Annotated in this window: 15 protein-coding genes; 2 read left to right on the plus strand and 13 right to left on the minus strand. The window is 72.2% G+C overall.

What is annotated here, in order from left to right:
- Positions 1-40: 40 nt before the first annotated feature.
- From hpnE to ACFY1T_RS28385, 10 genes are all read right to left on the minus strand, one after another.
- A complete protein-coding gene (hpnE, locus tag ACFY1T_RS28340; protein WP_390790666.1) occupies positions 41-1,420 on the minus strand; it encodes a hydroxysqualene dehydroxylase HpnE in 1,380 nt (459 codons plus the stop codon).
- A 148-nt stretch (positions 1,421-1,568) separates the two neighbouring features.
- Positions 1,569-2,543 carry a presqualene diphosphate synthase HpnD gene (gene hpnD, locus ACFY1T_RS28345; protein ID WP_390790667.1) on the minus strand — a complete coding sequence of 325 codons (975 nt, stop codon included), beginning with the start codon at positions 2,541-2,543 and terminating at the stop codon, positions 1,569-1,571.
- Positions 2,540-3,493 carry a squalene synthase HpnC gene (hpnC, locus tag ACFY1T_RS28350; protein ID WP_390790758.1) on the minus strand — a complete coding sequence of 318 codons (954 nt, stop codon included), beginning with the start codon at positions 3,491-3,493 and terminating at the stop codon, positions 2,540-2,542. The genes hpnD and hpnC overlap by 4 nt, the downstream gene beginning before the upstream one ends.
- A 331-nt stretch (positions 3,494-3,824) precedes the next feature.
- Entirely contained in the window at positions 3,825-4,607 is a 783-nt protein-coding gene (locus ACFY1T_RS28355; protein WP_053689220.1) for an ABC transporter ATP-binding protein, read from the minus strand.
- On the minus strand, positions 4,600-5,535 hold the full coding sequence (locus ACFY1T_RS28360) for an ABC transporter permease (RefSeq protein ID WP_030870813.1): 936 nt from the start codon (positions 5,533-5,535) through the stop codon (positions 4,600-4,602). Before ACFY1T_RS28360 ends, ACFY1T_RS28355 begins: the two co-directional genes overlap by 8 nt.
- 129 nt (positions 5,536-5,664) lie before the next feature.
- Positions 5,665-6,546 (minus strand): glycosyltransferase family 2 protein, encoded by an 882-nt coding sequence (locus ACFY1T_RS28365; RefSeq protein ID WP_390790759.1) that lies wholly within the window; start codon positions 6,544-6,546, stop codon positions 5,665-5,667.
- A gap of 8 nt (positions 6,547-6,554) precedes the next feature.
- The gene (locus ACFY1T_RS28370; protein ID WP_078861087.1) at positions 6,555-7,334 is read right to left on the minus strand and encodes a CDP-alcohol phosphatidyltransferase family protein; all 780 of its coding nucleotides are present in this window, start codon (positions 7,332-7,334) and stop codon (positions 6,555-6,557) included.
- The gene (locus ACFY1T_RS28375) at positions 7,312-8,373 is read right to left on the minus strand and encodes an iron-containing alcohol dehydrogenase family protein (RefSeq protein ID WP_383338477.1); all 1,062 of its coding nucleotides are present in this window, start codon (positions 8,371-8,373) and stop codon (positions 7,312-7,314) included. Before ACFY1T_RS28375 ends, ACFY1T_RS28370 begins: the two co-directional genes overlap by 23 nt.
- The gene (locus ACFY1T_RS28380) at positions 8,361-9,113 is read right to left on the minus strand and encodes a sugar phosphate nucleotidyltransferase (protein ID WP_390790668.1); all 753 of its coding nucleotides are present in this window, start codon (positions 9,111-9,113) and stop codon (positions 8,361-8,363) included. The genes ACFY1T_RS28375 and ACFY1T_RS28380 overlap by 13 nt, the downstream gene beginning before the upstream one ends.
- The gene (locus tag ACFY1T_RS28385; RefSeq protein WP_390790760.1) at positions 9,110-10,891 is read right to left on the minus strand and encodes a DUF5941 domain-containing protein; all 1,782 of its coding nucleotides are present in this window, start codon (positions 10,889-10,891) and stop codon (positions 9,110-9,112) included. Before ACFY1T_RS28385 ends, ACFY1T_RS28380 begins: the two co-directional genes overlap by 4 nt.
- 318 nt (positions 10,892-11,209) lie before the next feature.
- On the opposite strand from ACFY1T_RS28385, the gene idi reads away from it, so the two are divergent.
- Positions 11,210-11,809: an isopentenyl-diphosphate Delta-isomerase gene (idi, locus tag ACFY1T_RS28390; RefSeq protein ID WP_390790669.1), complete on the plus strand. Its 600-nt coding sequence runs from the start codon at positions 11,210-11,212 to the stop codon at positions 11,807-11,809.
- A gap of 16 nt (positions 11,810-11,825) precedes the next feature.
- On the opposite strand, the gene ACFY1T_RS28395 is transcribed toward idi, so the two are convergent.
- Both ACFY1T_RS28395 and ACFY1T_RS28400 read right to left on the minus strand, forming a co-directional pair.
- The gene (locus ACFY1T_RS28395; protein ID WP_390790761.1) at positions 11,826-12,332 is read right to left on the minus strand and encodes an ATP-binding protein; all 507 of its coding nucleotides are present in this window, start codon (positions 12,330-12,332) and stop codon (positions 11,826-11,828) included.
- Positions 12,333-12,462: 130 nt separating this feature from the next.
- Positions 12,463-12,654, minus strand: a complete 192-nt coding sequence (locus ACFY1T_RS28400) for a hypothetical protein (protein ID WP_390790670.1) — start codon at positions 12,652-12,654, stop codon at positions 12,463-12,465.
- Positions 12,655-12,815: 161 nt separating this feature from the next.
- On the opposite strand from ACFY1T_RS28400, the gene ACFY1T_RS28405 reads away from it, so the two are divergent.
- Positions 12,816-13,589: an enoyl-CoA hydratase/isomerase family protein gene (locus tag ACFY1T_RS28405; protein ID WP_390790671.1), complete on the plus strand. Its 774-nt coding sequence runs from the start codon at positions 12,816-12,818 to the stop codon at positions 13,587-13,589.
- A 21-nt stretch (positions 13,590-13,610) separates the two neighbouring features.
- Here the strand turns inward: ACFY1T_RS28405 and ACFY1T_RS28410 are convergent, their stop codons facing one another.
- A complete protein-coding gene (locus ACFY1T_RS28410; RefSeq protein ID WP_390790672.1) occupies positions 13,611-14,246 on the minus strand; it encodes a DJ-1/PfpI family protein in 636 nt (211 codons plus the stop codon).
- Position 14,247 lies beyond the last annotated feature (1 nt).

Here is a 14,247-nt window from a genome sequence, read left to right on the forward strand (position 1 = left end):
CTGTGTCCTGTACGTGCTGCTGCGGTCGTGCTGGTGGTCGTCATGCCGCCTCCTGCAGGGGGTGCTCCCGGTGGCGGCCGAGTGCGGCGAGCGCGGCGTGTGCCGCGCTCAGTCCGCTGCGGACAGCGCCCTCCATGGTCGCGGGCCAACCGGTGGCGGTCCACGCACCGGCGAGGTAGAGGCCCGGCGTGTCGGTCCGCGCCCCGGGGCGCAGCCGGCCGACGCCGGGGGTGGGGGCGAACGTGGCGGTCCGCTCCCGGGTCACGAAGAAGTCCCGCACCTTGGCGCCCCGGGCGGCCGGCAGCAGCCGTTCCAGCTCGGGCAGGTACTTGGCGCGCAGCACCGATACGGGCTCGTCGATGTCGTCCTGGGCGGCCGACTGGGACAGCGCCAGGTACTGGCCGCCGTCGGCCAGGCCGGAGGCGTCGCTGCGGTCGAACACCCACTGGACGGGGGAGCCGAGCGCGGCGAAGAAGGGCTGCTTGAGCACCTTGCGGTCGTAGACGACGTGGACGTTGAGGATCGGCGCGGTGCCGATGTCGAGGAGCTTGTCCGGGTCGGCGAGGGCGCCGGGCGGCAGCAGGGCGTGCGCCTCGCGCTGCGGGACGGCGAGGACGACCGTGCCGGCGTCGAGGGACTCGCCCTCGGTGTCGACCCGCCAGTTGCCGTCCTGCGTACGGGAGACGCACGTGACGCGGGTGCGCAGTTCGGTGCGTACGCCGGCCGCGTCGAGCTGCTTGCGGGCGAGGGTGTCGTGCAGGTCGCCGAGCGGGACGGTGGCCCAGCCGATGTCGGCGGCGCCGTTCTCGGAGAGCAGGCCGGTCTTGAAGACCATGGCGGCGAGGCCCAGCGAGGAGTGGCCGGCGGTGGCGTTGAGGGTGGCGATCCCGACGAGGTCCCACAGGGCCTCGATGGTGCGCGGGCTCTGGCCGTGGCGGCCGAGCCAGGTCGCGAAGTCCACGCCGTCCAGGGCCGGGTCGGCGGGGTCGAGCCGGCGCAGCGCGAGGGCGGCGCGCCCGACGCTCGCCCGTTCGGCGAGCGAGAGGTGCGGGTAGCGCGCGAGGGAGCCCGCCAGGTGCAGGGGTACGGGCAGGGCGCTGCGGCGCAGCCGGCCCAGGCGCGGGCCGGCGGGGTGGGCGACGTCGAGCACGGGTACGTCGAGCCGGTCCTGGACCGGGGCGAGGGCGGCGCCCTCGACGCGGTCGAGGAACCACCGGTAGGCGGTGCAGCAGCGCAGGTAGACGTGCTGGCCGTTGTCGACGGTGAGGTCGCCGCGCTTGAAGGAGAAGGCGAGCCCGCCGAGCCGCGGACGGCCTTCGAGCAGGGTCACCCGCAGTCCGGCGTCGGCGAGTTCGAGCGCGGCCGTCACGCCGGCGAGCCCGCCGCCGATGACGACGGCGCGCTGTTCGGTCGCGCTCATGCGGCCTCCCCCGTCGTACGCCGGCTGCCCGCCGGGGCGGCCGTCCGGACGGAGCCCGCACGGTGAGACGCGGCGTGCGCCGCCGGGGTTGCCCGGCGGGCGTGCGGCCGCGGGGTCCGCGCCGTGGTGCGCGGAGTCTGCGTGGGGCTCATGAGCTCCGCCTCCGCGTGCTCTGGCGGGAGATGGTGCGGGCGTCGAGGCCGGAGAGGCCCCGCACGGCGACGTACGCCTTCTCGTGCGGGGGCAGCGAGACGCGGCCGCGGAGCACGGCGTCGGGCTCGCGCTCGATGCGGTCGAGCAGGCGCCGGTAGATGCCGGCCATCGCGGCCACGCAGGCGCCGCTGCGCCGGTCGAGCATGGGGAGCAGCCGGTAGCCCTCGACGAACAGGGCGCGGGCGCGGCGGACTTCGTGGTGGACGAGCCCGGCGAAGTCGGCTCCGGCGGGCAGCCGCTCGCTGCCGAAGCCGTCCGAGCAGCCGAACTTGGCGAGGTCTTCGGCGGGCAGGTAGGTACGCCCGTTGGCGGCGTCCTCGCGGACGTCGCGCAGGATGTTGGTGAGCTGGAGGGCGAGGCCGAGGGTGTCGGCGTACTCGCCGGCGCGCGCGGCGTCGGAGGCGCCGAGGCCGCCGGTGTGCACGGTGCCGAACACGCCGAGGGAGAGCCGCCCGATGGCTCCGGCCACGCAGCGGCAGTAGACCTTGAGGTCGTCCCAGGTCTCGTAGGTCTCGCCGCGGACGTCCATGAGGACTCCGTCGATGAGCTCGTCGAGGCCGCCGAGCGGGATCGGGAAGCGGCGGGCGGCGTGGGCGAGGGCGACGGCCACCGGGTCGGTGTCGTCCTCGTCGACCTCCTCGGCCCGGATCCGGCCGAGCAGGGCGCGGGTCTCCTCGAGCCGGGAGAACTTGGCCTCGGGGGCGAGCATGCCGTCGCCGATGTCGTCGACGCGCCGGGAGAACGCGTACAGCGCGGACATCGCCTGCCGCTTGTCGGAGGGCAGCAGCCGGATGCCGTACGCGAAGTTGCGCGCCTGGGAACCGGTGACGGCCTCGCAGTAGCTGTACGCCGCCAGGACCGCTGCGGACGGTGCGGACGTGTGTGCGGAACCCTCCACGGTCGGGCTCACCCCTTTCTCGGCGCTGTGCGCAGGACGGCGGCCACCTCGCGGAGCAGGCCGCTCCTGGTGGGCTTGGGCGGGCCCGGAAGTACGTCGAAGCCGGCGGCGGTGACGGCTCGCAGGGCGGCACGCCCTCCTCCCACGAAGCCCGCGAGCAGCAGCCGGAGTCTGCCGTGCACGCTACCCACGAGCGGGGTGCCTTCATTCAGGAGGTCCCGGGCGCGTTCCGCCTCGAACGCGACCAGGGAGCGCACGGACGCGCCGGCGCGCTGTGCCTTGAGGTCGGTTTCGGCCACGTGGAAGCGGCGCATGTCCTCGGCCGGGAGGTAGATCCGGTCGCGGCCGAGGTCCTCCGCCACGTCCTGCACGTGTTCGACGATCTGCAGGGCCGTGCAGACGGCGTCGGAGCGGCGGATCCGCTCGGGGGTGCCGGTGCCGGTGAGGGACAGCACGAGGCGGCCGACCGGGTTCGCGGAGAGTTCGCAGTACGCGAGGAGGTCGCCGTACGTCGCGTAGCGCGTGACGCGCTGGTCCTGGCGGTTGGCCTCGATGAGCCGGAGGAAGGGCTCGGGGGTGAGGCCGTGGGCGCGGACCACCGGCTGGAGCGCCTGCAGGAGGGGGTGGCGCGGCGGGCCGCCGGAACCGCCGGAACCGCCGGAACCGCCGAAAACACGGTGCAGGTCGGCTTCGAGGGCGTCGAGCATCGCGAGCGGTTCGTCCGCCGCGGCCGGGTCGAGGCCGAGGAGCACAGCGTCGTGTCCGCCGGGGGCGAGGTCGCCGTCGCCGATGTCGTCGACGAGGCGGGCGTACCCGTACACCGCCATGAGCCCGTCGCGCCAGGCGCGCGGGAGGAAGGACGGGGCGACGGGGAAGTTCTCCGAGCGTGCCTTGCCGAGGGTGGCGTACGCGTGGGTTCGGGCGTCGGGGACTGTGGGGGCCGCGTCCCCGCCTGGCCGGATACCGTGCCCGGGGGTCACCGCCCGCCGCCCGCGCGGGGGACGGCCGTAATGCCTGGGGGCCGGAGAATTCCCGTAGCCATTGCCGTCACGTCTCCCGTTCTACACTGCCGACCCAATACATCCTATTTCGGACACGCCGCCGGACTTTCCCCGGGGTACCCCGGGCCGTTCACCTGCGGGGAATCGTCCCCTCTGGCGTGATTCAGGACTGCTCCAGCTTACGCTGTACAACGCCGCGGCAGCCTCTCGGGTATTCGCTCGGCTACCGAATGTCGGCCGACAAGCCGAAACCCCCGCCGCTCGGAGCGACGGGGGCCGGCGAGGACCGCGGTCAGGCGCTGGTCGCCTTCTCGTAGGCCGAGACGACTTCCTCGGTGGGGCCGTCCATCAGCAGTTCACCCTTCTCCAGCCACAGCACGCGGCTGCAGGTGTCGCGGATGGACTTGTTGTTGTGGCTCACCAGGAAAACGGTTCCGGCGTGCTTGCGCAGTTCGCGGATGCGCTCCTCGGAACGCACCTGGAACTTGCGGTCACCGGTGGCCAGGGCCTCGTCGATCATCAGAACGTCGTGGTCCTTGGCCGCGGCAATGGAAAAGCGCAGGCGCGCCGCCATACCGGAGGAGTACGTGCGCATCGGAAGGGAGATGAAATCGCCCTTGTCGTTGATGCCCGAGAAGTCGACGATGTCGTCGTAGCGCTCCCGGATCTGCTCGCGGCTCATTCCCATCGCGAGACCGCCGAGGACCACGTTGCGCTCGCCGGTGAGGTCGTTCATGAGCGCGGCGTTGACACCCAGCAGCGAGGGCTGGCCGTCGGTGTAGACCTTGCCGGACTCGCAGGGCAGCAGGCCCGCGATGGCCCGCAGCAGGGTGGACTTGCCGGAGCCGTTGGAGCCGATGACGCCGATGGCCTCGCCGCGGTACGCGGTGAAGGACACGCCGCGCACGGCGTGGACCCGGCGGACGCCCGGCGCGTCGCCCTTGCCCCGGCGCATTATCTTGCTCAGCGCGGCGGTGGCACTGCCCTTGCCGGAGCTGCCGGTGTTGACGCGGTAGACGATGTGCACGTCGTCGGCGATGACGGTGGGGACGTTGCCCCGGTTGATCTCAGCCACGGCCGTAACGCTCCTCAGCCTTCCAGAAGTACACGAAACCGCCGAGGCCGATCACGACGGCCCAGCCGACGGCGAAAGCCCAGACGTGCGGCGGCAGGTTCTCCCGGCCGTAGTCGTCGATCAGCGCGAACCGGACCAGGTCCATGTAGATCGCCGCCGGGTTCCACTGGAGCACGTCCGTGACCCACGCGGGCACGTGCCTGTCCTCGAGCGCCCCGCTGATCGAGAACATGACGCCCGAGGCGTACATCCACGTACGCGTGATGAACGGCATCAGCTGCGCGAGGTCGGGGGTCTTGGAACCCATCCGCCCGAAGACCAGCGCGAGGCCGGTGTTGAAGACGAACTGGAGCGCCAGGGTCGGGATGACCAGCAGCCACGACAGCCGCGGGTAGTTGCCGAAGCCGACCGTGACGACCACCACGACGATCATCGAGTACAGCAGCTGCTGGAGCTGCTGCATCGAGAAGGAGATCGGCAGGGAGGCGCGCGGGAAGTGCAGGGCGCGGACCAGGCCGAGGTTGCCGGGGATGGCCCGGACTCCCGCCATGAGCGAGCTCTGGGTGAAGGTGAAGACGAAGATGCCCGTCACCAGGAAGGGGATGTAGACCCCCTTCTCCATGCCGCGGCCCGCGTTCATGATCAGGCCGAAGATCAGGTAGTACACCAGCGCGTTGAGCAGCGGGGTCGCCACCTGCCAGATCTGGCCGAGCCTCGCCTCGCTGTACTGGGCCATCAGCTTGGCCCGGGAGAACGCCATGATGAAGTGGCGCCGGTCCCAGAGCTGCCGCACGTACTCGACCAGGGTCGGCCGGGCACCGCTGACGGACAGACCGTACTTCCTGGCGAGCTCCGCGGGGGTCAGCCCAGCGTCTTCGGACGGCGGCTTGCTCGTGGCGAGGGCGCCATCCTGGGTTGTGTCACTCACAAGTTGAAACTTTCCGTCTTCAAGATGCGGCAGAAGGTGGCATCGGGCCTGGGGCGCTCGGCCCGTGATCATGCATGTTCCGTGACCGCTTGCGTCCCGGGGTCACGAATTTTCTCAGACGCGAGCGTGTCAGATGACAGGCGGTCGGCCCAGCCGGGTCAGCCGCCAGACCGTACGCCACTTCATGGGGCGCCGGGGACCGCAGGGGGTGGTCCATCCCTCCTTGAACCCACCGAACCAGGCCTTGAGCGCCGGCACCGACGGCCTGCGCAACAGCGTCAGCAGGAGCCAGACGCCCAGGTAGACCGGGACCAGCGGGACAGGCAGGTTGCGGCGGGCGAGCCACACCCGGTTACGGGCAACCATACGGTGGTAGACCGCGTGCCGGGAGGGGGCGGTGGTCGGATGCAGGAGCACCATGTCCGCCCTGTAGTCGATCAGCCACCCTGCGTCGAGCGCCCGCCAGGCCAGATCGGTCTCCTCGTGCGCGTAGAAGAACTCCGCGGGCAACGCTCCGACCTGCTTGAACACCGACGTGCGGACGGCGTTGGCGCCGCCCAGGAAGGTGGTCACGCGGGAGGAGCGCATCGGGTCGGAGGCGCGCAGCCGGGGCACGTGCCGGCGCTGGGTCTCGCCGGACTCCGGGTCGGCGATCCGGAAGCTGACGATCCCGAGCTCCGGGTCCTCGGCGAAGGCCTGCCGGCACAGCTCGGCGGTGTCGGTGCGCTCCAGCAGCCCGTCGTCGTCGAGGAAGAGCAGGGCGTCCATCTCGCCGCCGCCGGGGCCGAAGGCCTCGATGCCGACGTTGCGGCCGCCGGGGATGCCCAGGTTCTCGGGCAGCTCGACGGTGCGCAGGCCCGGCAGCACACCCTCCAGCCCGGTGACCGGCACTCCCTGGCCCACGACGACGACCTCGACCGGGTCGCCCTCCTGGCGGGCGACCGAGTCGAGGAGCGCCTTGAGCTCGTCGGGGCGGTTGCCCATGGTGATGATCACGGCGCCCAGCCGCATCGGCTTCGTCACTTGAGCCTGCTGGAGGCCAGGATCGACACCAGGTGCAGCACCGTCTGGAGCATCGCGATGCCGGCCAGCACGGCCACGCCGAGCCGGGAGAAGTACAGGTCGCCCCGTACCTGGTCCAGGATCGCCAGCAGCAGGATGAGCAGCGAGGCCTCGATGCCGAGGACGAGCCGGTGGAACTTGAGCGCGGACGCGGCCCGGCGGGCCAGCGCCATGCCGGAGGAGCGCGGCTCGGCGGCGGCCTCGGCGACGGGCTCCTTGCCGGTCTGGTGGCGGGCGACGCCGACCAGGTCGGTCTCGGCCTTGATCAGGATGGCGCCGAGGGCCGCGAGGGTGCCCAGGAAGGCCCACAGCCAGTCGATCCGCCCGGTGCCCCACAGGTCGCTGGCGCGCAGCCCGAAGCCGACGAGGACGGCCGCGTCGCACAGGTAGGCGCCGACCCGGTCCAGGTACACGCCGGAGAGCGAGTACTGCTTCTTCCAGCGGGCGACCTCGCCGTCGACGCAGTCGAGCAGCAGGTACAGCTGGACCATGACCACGCCGAGGACGGCGCCCCAGATGCCCGGGATCAGCAGGGCCGGGGCGGCCAGGACACCGGCGAGGGTCATCACGTAGGTCAGCTGGTTGGGCGTGACCTTGGTGTTCACCAGGACGCGGGTGATGCGCAGGGAGATCTCGCGCATGTACAGGCGACCGCCCCAGTGCTCGCCACTGCGCCGGTCCTTGACGCCCGGCGGGTGAACGACGGGCCGGAGTTCAGCTACGGATGGTCTTGGCATAGTCGGCGTAAGCGTCCCTGATCTCGGCTGTGGACAGATTGAGGTGCTCCAGGATCGTGAAGCGTCCCGGACGGGTCTGGGGGGCGTACTCGACGGCCGCTACGAACTCGTCCGCGCTGAACCCGATCTCGGCGGGCAGCACGGGCAGGCCGTGACCGCGCAGCGACTCGACGAAGAGCCCGGCCTGCTCGTCGGCGCCGCGCAGGAACATCGCGAAGGCGGCGCCGAGGCCTACCTGCTCGCCGTGGAGCGCGGAGCGGCCCGGGTAGAGCAGGTCGAAGGCGTGGCTGATCTCGTGGCAGGCGCCGGAGGCCGGCCGGGTGTCCCCGCTGATCGACATGGCAATGCCGGTGAGCACCAGGGATTCCGCGAGCACGGTGAGGAACGTGTCGTCGCCGCAGCCGCCGGGGTGGCGCAGGACGGCCTCCCCGGCCGTACGGGCCATGGCGGCGGCCAGGCCGTCCACGGGCTCCCCGGTGATCTTGTGCGAGAGCTCCCAGTCGGCGATGGCCGAGATGTTCGAGAGCGCGTCGCCGATGCCGGAGCGGACGAACCGCACCGGGGCGTCGCGGATCACGTCGAGGTCGATGACCATCGCGATCGGCGTGGGCACCCCGTAGGAGCCGCGGCCGTTGTCGTTGTCCAGCGTGGCCACGGGCGAGCAGATGCCGTCGTGCGCCAGGTTGGTGGCGACCGCCACCATGGGCAGGCCGACCCGCGCCGCGGCGTACTTCGCCACGTCGATGATCTTGCCCCCGCCCAGGCCGACGACGGCGTCGTAGCGACGGCCCTTTATGTCGTCGGCCAGCTTGACGGCGGAGTCGATCGTGCCGTCGGCGACCGGGTACCAGTCGGCGTGCGGCAGTACGGGCTCCAGCTTGGAGCGCAGCAGCTGGCCGGAGCCGCCGCTGATCGCGATCGCCAGCTTGCCGGACGCCGAGATCCGCTGGTCGGCCAGGAGGCCGGCCAGGTCGTCCATGGCGCCGCGGCTGATGTCGACGACGACCGGGGAGGGGATGAGCCTCGTCAGTACTGGCATGCGATCGTCCGGCCCTTGGCGAGGTCGTCGTGGTTGTCGATCTCGACCCACTTGACGTCGCCGATGGGGGCCACGTCGATGACGAAGCCGTCGCCCACGAGCTGCTGGTAGCCGTCCTCGTAGTACAGGTCGGGGTCGCGCTCGAAGGTGGTCTTCAGCGCCTCGGCGAGCGCCTCGGCGGCCTCCGGCTCGATGAGCGTGACGCCGATGTACTCGCCGGTGGCCTCGGACGGCTCCATGAGCTTGGTGATCTTCCGTACGCCCTCGGCGCCGTCGACGACGACCTTCATCTCCTCGTCGGCCAGGCTCTTGACCGTGTCGAGGGCGAGGATGATCTTCCGGCCCTCGCCGCGGGCGCCGAGCAGGGTCCGCTCGACGGAGACCGGGTGGACGGTGTCGCCGTTGGCGAGGATCACGCCCTGCTTCAGGACGTCACGGGCGCACCACAGGGAGTAGGCGTTGTTCCACTCCTCGGCCTTGTCGTTGTCGATCAGCGTGATCTTGACGCCGTACTTGGCCTCCAGGGCCTCGCGGCGCTCGTACACGGCCTCCTTGCGGTAGCCGACGACGATCGCGACCTCGGTGAGGCCGACCTCGGCGAAGTTGCCGAGGGTGAGGTCCAGCACCGTCAGGCTGTCCTCGGCGCCTTCGGGGCCGACGGGCACGAGGGCCTTGGGCAGGGTGTCGGTGTAGGGACGCAGGCGGCGTCCGGCACCGGCAGCGAGTACAAGGCCGATCATGCTGGTTCTCCTTCGTCATGTACGGCGGGTGCCCCGGAGGAGACCCAGAAGCGGATGCTCTCCACGAGCACCACGAGTGCCACGAACACGGCCAGGGCCGTGAGCGCGACGGGGAAGTCCGCGGCGCGCGTCGCCAGGACGGCGGCCAGGACCGCGGTCAGCAGCACCCGGCCGTCGTGACCGCCGATCGTCCACACCAGCCACCGCGGGGGCGCGCCCGATCCGCCGCGGATGCGGTAGACCGTGTCGTAGTGATGGTAGGCGACCGCCGCGACCAGTCCGAATGCCGCCGGAAGGGCCCCGGGCACGTCCGCCTTGGCGGCGAGGATCAGCACGGTGGTGTACTCGGCCGCCCGGAAGACGGGCGGGACGAGCCAGTCGAGGGCGCCCTTGAGGGGGCGGGCGACGGCCGCTCCGGCCAGCACGGCGTAGAACGCGGCGGCGATGATCACCTGGCGGGCGCCGAACTCGTACGCCCAGGCCGTCCACAGCAGGGCCACCGAGCCGATCACGGCGGCGGCTGTCCCGGCCCCGGGGGCCATCCGGCCCACGACCCGGCCGGCGAGCTCGGCCACCGGACCGGAGTCGGCGAGGTCGGCCAGCGCCTGCGCGGCCCGGTCGGTCCGCTTCGCCCTGCGCGTGAGCGAGCGCAGCACGCGGCCGGCCGTGGTGTAGAGGGCGCCGAAGGCGCAGCCGATGAGCAGGGCGTAGAAGACGATCCGGGGGGTGGTGGCCGCGGTGAGCACCGCGATCATGGCCCAGCGCTCGCCGATCGGCAGGATGATCATCCGCCGGACCCAGACCGTCCAGCCGACGCTGTCGAGCTTGTCGGACAGGGCCGCCGTCGGGCTCGTGTTCGCGGTCGCGTCGTGGTTGGCCTCGTTGAAGGCGAAGTCCACGACGTGGCGGCAGGTCATGAGGATCATCGCGCCGAGCGCGAGGGCCCACACGTCGTCGCCGTTCCTGGCCGCGCCGAGCGCGAGACCGGCGTAGAAGGAGTACTCCTTCGCGCGGTCGAAGGTGGCGTCGAGCCAGGCGCCCATCGTCGAGTACTGGAGCGAGTAGCGGGCGAGCTGCCCGTCCGTGCAGTCCAGTACGAAGGAGACGAGGAGCAGCACGCCGGCCGCGATGTAGCCGCCCCGCTCGCCGGTGGCCGCGCAGCCGGCCGCGATCAGCGCGGTGATCAGGGAGGCGGTGGTGACCTGGTTCGGGGTCAGGCCGCGGCGCGCGCACCAGCGGGCGATGTAGCGCGAGTACGGGCTGATGAAGAAGGTGGTGAAGAACCCGTCGCGGGACTTCACGGCGGTGCGCAGGCGCACGGCCTCGTCGTCCACGGCGGCGACCGCGGCGTCCGCCGCGGCGCGCTCGGCGTCGGTGGTGGGGACGGCGGCGACCAGGGTGCCGAGCTCGGGGTGCTGGACGGTGGTCCCGGCGGCCTCGACGGCGGCCGCGAGGCGGTCCGCGTACGGGCCGTCGCCCTCCGCCGGGAGGGCCGCGGCCTTGTCCAGGGCCGCGCGGGCGGCCGGCTGGACGGCGAGGGCGCCCGTCACGGCGCAGGCGTCGAAGCGCGGGTCGGTCAGTGCGAGCCGCAGGGCGTGGACGTGTCCGACGAAGGCGCTGTCGACGACGGCGACGCGCTGGTCGGCCGGTACGCCGGCCAGCACCGCGGCGGTCTCTTCGGGGCCGGCGGCCGGGCGGACGTCGAAGCCGAGGGAGCGCAGCCCGTCGGTGAGCGGTGATCCGGGGACCGGCAGGCCGGTGAGGATGACGGTCGACAGACGGACTCACTCCTTGCAGCGAACACTGGACGGGCGCCCCGGCGGGGGGCGGCGGCACGTCGGCAGAGGCTATCGGATGAATGGAAGCGGGGGTTCACCGCCCGTTTACTCCCCGACAAGCCGAATATTCCGGGGCCTCCGGCCCCGGCGCGATCATCATTGACGATCACGGCGAGATACCACAAACCCGGGGTGCGGGGTTGCTCCGCACCCGCCGCTTACCACGCCTCAAGGGCGGACATGCGCGGATGGCCGAAGTGGGGACAAGCCTCTTTTGTACGGCAGACTGAAGGCCGAAGTCCGAAGCGAAGGATGGGTATGCCGACCACACCAGCCACCGCCGCGAACACCGCGTCCCCCGGCACCGGCACTCAGGAACCGATCATGCTCGAACTGGTCGATGAGTCCGGCAACACCATCGGCACGGCGGAGAAGCTCTCCGCCCATCAGGCGCCCGGTCTGCTGCACCGGGCCTTCTCCGTGTTCCTCTTCGACGAGCAGGGCCGCCTGCTGCTCCAGCAGCGCGCCCTCGGGAAGTACCACTCCCCCGGCGTCTGGTCGAACACCTGCTGCGGTCACCCCTATCCCGGGGAGTCGCCCTTCGCGGCGGCCGCCCGGCGGACCCACGAGGAGCTGGGCCTGTCGCCCTCGCTGCTCGCGGAGGCGGGAACCGTGCGCTACAACCACCCGGACCCCGCGTCGGGCCTCGTGGAGCAGGAGTACAACCACCTTTTCGTGGGACTCGCGCAGTCGCGTCCGCAGCCGGATCCGGAGGAGGTCGGGGACACCGCGTTCGTGACCGCCGAGGAGCTGGCCGAGCGGCACGCCAAGGTGCCGTTCTCCGCCTGGTTCATGACCGTGCTCGACGCGGCCCGGCCCGCGATCCGCGAACTGACCGGGGATGCCGCGGGCTGGTAGCCGTCCGTACGTCGTCTCAGACCGCGGGGGTCCGCGGGGCGGGTGCGGCGAGCGGCAGGGCCGCCCAGATGACCTTGCCGCCCGTCGAGGTGTGCTCGACGTCGCAGACCCCGCCGGACTCCCGCGTGACCTCGCGCACCAGGAGCAGGCCCCGGCCGCCGGTCTGACCGAAATCCGCCTCCAGTGCCTTGGGGCGGTACGGGTGGTTGTCCTCGACCGCCACCCGTACCCACTCCCGGCCGATGGCGACCTCGACCGCGACCTGCGGCGAGAGCAGGGCCGCGTGCCGGACCGAGTTCGTCACCAGTTCGGAGACGATCAGCAGCAGCGAGTACACGAGGTCCCGGTCGGCGGGCACGCCCTGGCGGCCCAGCAGGTCGCGGACGGCCCGGCGGGCCTGCGGAACGGATTCTTCTACGGCGGGCACGGTGAACCGCCACACGCCTTCGTACGCGAGGGGGTCGGCCGGTGCGGCCGCCGGCTCCCCCTCCCCGGCTGGCGGGACGCTCCCGCTGACATCCATCTTCCGGCCCCCGTCTTCACGCTCGATCGTCTCCACGCGTCAAGAGTGGGGAGCGCTCCGGTCCGGACCGGACCCCTGACCAGAAGTCAGCGTCAATCGGACGCTTTCTGATCGTTGGCGTATGACAGCGTCAGTTGTGCGACCGTTCCTGGTCCTCCGCGGGGCCCTTCCCGGCCGCGATCCCCGGCCCGGCCGCGGCCGCCCCGGCCGCCGGCACCCCGTCTTCCCTGACCAAGCCCGGAATGCGACGGGCGCTCAGGCCCGGGAGGACCGGGCTCACCCCGTCGAACAGCAGGGCGAGCAAGGAGAAGATTCCGATCACGTGGAGACTGCTGCTCCGGCGCAGGACCACGGAGCCGGCGGCGGTGTCGAGCGCGGCGACGACGGCCCCGAGCCGGAAGTCCCCGTGGTCGTGCCGCCTTCCCGCACCCCCGGACGGACTCCTTGATCGTAGGATCGGCCGACCGGGATAGCATCCGGCGCATGGACGCAGCACAGGAAGCAGCCCTCCTGCACACCGTCGCCGACGGGGTCGCCACGGTCGTCATCGCGCATCCCGCCAAGCGCAACGCCATGACGGCGGCGATGTGGCGGGCCCTTCCGGAGGTACTGGACGGGCTCGCGGCCGATCCGGCCGTACGGGTGCTCGTCCTGACCGGGGCGGGACCGACCTTCTGTGCGGGGGCCGACATCTCCTCGCTGGCCGGGGACGAGGACCCGCAGGCGCTGGCCGTGGCGGCGGAGGAGGCCCTGGCCGCCTTCCCGAAGCCGACGCTCGCGGCGATCCGCGGGTTCTGCGTGGGCGGCGGCAGCCAGCTGGCGGCCGCCTGTGACCTGCGCTTCGCCGAGGAGGGGGCCTCCTTCGGGGTGACCCCGGCGAAGCTGGGCATCGTCTACCCCGCGTCCTCGACCCGCAGGCTCGCCGCGCTGGTCGGCCCGGCCGTGGCCAAGTACCTGCTCTTCTCGGCGGAGCTGATCGACGCGGAGCACGCGCTGCGGGCCGGCTTCCTGAACGAGCTGCTGCCGGCCGGGCAACTGGACAAGCGCGTGGCGGACTTCGCCCGCGTCCTGACCACCCGCTCGCAGCTGACCCAGGCGGCGGCCAAGGAGTTCGCGAACGGGCGGACCGACCGGGACGCGTACTGGGCCGCGCAGGCCGCCGGGAGCGGCGACACCGCGGAGGGTGTCACCGCGTTCCTGGAACGCCGTACGCCGTCGTTCGGCTGGACCACCGCGCCGGCCCCGCCGCGCCCGTGACCGGGCGGGCTGCCGGGCGGACTACCGGGCGCCCGGCGGATTGAGCGCCCGCAGCCGCGCCACGATCTCGGCCGGGGCCTTGTCCGGCGAGCCGGCGTCGTAGGGCGGCTGGGGGTCGTACTCGGTCATGAGCTGGACGGTCTGGGCGTACGCGTCGCCCGCGATCCGGCCCAGGAGGCCGAGGCCCATGTCGATGCCGGAGGACACCCCGGCGGCGGTGACGTACTTCCCGTCGTACACGACGCGCTCACCGGTGGGCTCGGCGCCGAAGGCGGGCAGCCGGTCCAGGTAGAGCCAGTGGCTCGCGGCCCGGCGCCCCTTGAGCAGCCCGGCGGCGGCCAGCAGGAGCGAGCCGGTGCAGACCGAGGTGGTCCAGGTGGTGGTGGCGTCGACGGCGCGCAGCCAGTCGACGACGGTCGCGTTCTCCATCTCCAGCTCGGGGTGGGGCCCGCCCGGGACGACGACGATGTCGGGCCGGGTCACCTCCTCGAGCCCCTTGTCGGCGACGAGGGCGAGCGCCCCGTTGTCGGTCCGCACCGGCCCGGGCCGCTCCGAGACGAACACGACCTCCGCGTCGGGCAGCCGCCCGAGGGTGTCGAAGGGCCCGATGGCGTCGAGCGCGGTGAACCGGTCGTAGAGCAGGACGGCGATCTGCATG

The sequence above is a fragment of the Streptomyces sp. NPDC001194 genome, from assembly GCF_042896985.1.
Lineage (GTDB): Bacteria > Actinomycetota > Actinomycetes > Streptomycetales > Streptomycetaceae > Streptomyces.

What these genes read in the sequence shown, in the direction of transcription:
- ACFY1T_RS28370 (WP_078861087.1), bottom strand. Translation starts at nt 7,334, where the DNA reads ATGCCAAGACCATCCGTAGCTGAACTCCGGCCCGTCGTTCACCCGCCG.
- idi (WP_390790669.1), top strand. Translation starts at nt 11,210, where the DNA reads ATGCCGACCACACCAGCCACCGCCGCGAACACCGCGTCCCCCGGCACC.
- ACFY1T_RS28380 (WP_390790668.1), bottom strand. Translation starts at nt 9,113, where the DNA reads ATGATCGGCCTTGTACTCGCTGCCGGTGCCGGACGCCGCCTGCGTCCC.
- hpnE (WP_390790666.1), bottom strand. Translation starts at nt 1,420, where the DNA reads ATGAGCGCGACCGAACAGCGCGCCGTCGTCATCGGCGGCGGGCTCGCC.
- ACFY1T_RS28405 (WP_390790671.1), top strand. Translation starts at nt 12,816, where the DNA reads ATGGACGCAGCACAGGAAGCAGCCCTCCTGCACACCGTCGCCGACGGG.
- ACFY1T_RS28375 (WP_383338477.1), bottom strand. Translation starts at nt 8,373, where the DNA reads ATGCCAGTACTGACGAGGCTCATCCCCTCCCCGGTCGTCGTCGACATC.
- ACFY1T_RS28395 (WP_390790761.1), bottom strand. Translation starts at nt 12,332, where the DNA reads ATGGATGTCAGCGGGAGCGTCCCGCCAGCCGGGGAGGGGGAGCCGGCG.
- ACFY1T_RS28410 (WP_390790672.1), bottom strand. Translation starts at nt 14,246, where the DNA reads ATGCAGATCGCCGTCCTGCTCTACGACCGGTTCACCGCGCTCGACGCC.
- ACFY1T_RS28365 (WP_390790759.1), bottom strand. Translation starts at nt 6,546, where the DNA reads ATGCGGCTGGGCGCCGTGATCATCACCATGGGCAACCGCCCCGACGAG.